This window comes from Achromobacter sp. GbtcB20 (assembly GCF_019091095.1).
GTDB classification, from domain to species: domain Bacteria; phylum Pseudomonadota; class Gammaproteobacteria; order Burkholderiales; family Burkholderiaceae_B; genus Achromobacter; species Achromobacter mucicolens.
Map to the genome: position 1 here is coordinate 1 of NZ_JAGXJZ010000617.1, position 261 is coordinate 261.

1 protein-coding gene is annotated in these 261 nt (G+C 58.6%); it reads left to right on the forward strand.

Annotated features, from left to right (window positions below):
* Positions 1-7: 7 nt before the first annotated feature.
* Positions 8-163 (forward strand): DUF2269 family protein, encoded by a 156-nt coding sequence (locus tag KVT32_RS30450; protein ID WP_254637095.1) that lies wholly within the window; start codon positions 8-10, stop codon positions 161-163.
* Positions 164-261: the final 98 nt, after the last annotated feature.

Below are 261 nucleotides of genomic sequence, written 5' to 3' on the forward strand. Positions count from 1 at the left end.
GATCCAGATGCGCCTGCGCGACCTGTCCGCCGAAGCGGTACGCAACAATACCGAACTGCCGCCGCTCTACTGGCGCTATTTCAAGACCTGGGTGGCGCTGGGCGTGCCGGCGTTTATCGCCTTTGTCGTCATCTTCTGGCTGATGGTGGCCAAGCCGATGTAAGCGTACGAAGTGCACTGGCGGACCGCAGTAGTATGGCCCGCCTTGATTATCAACTCATGGAGGAAGCAATGCGGGCTTACCAGATACTTCCAGGCAAC

Bases quoted from the DNA above. Each gene is read 5' to 3' on its own strand.
- KVT32_RS30450 (WP_254637095.1), top strand. From the start codon at position 8: ATGCGCCTGCGCGACCTGTCCGCCGAAGCGGTACGCAACAATACCGAA.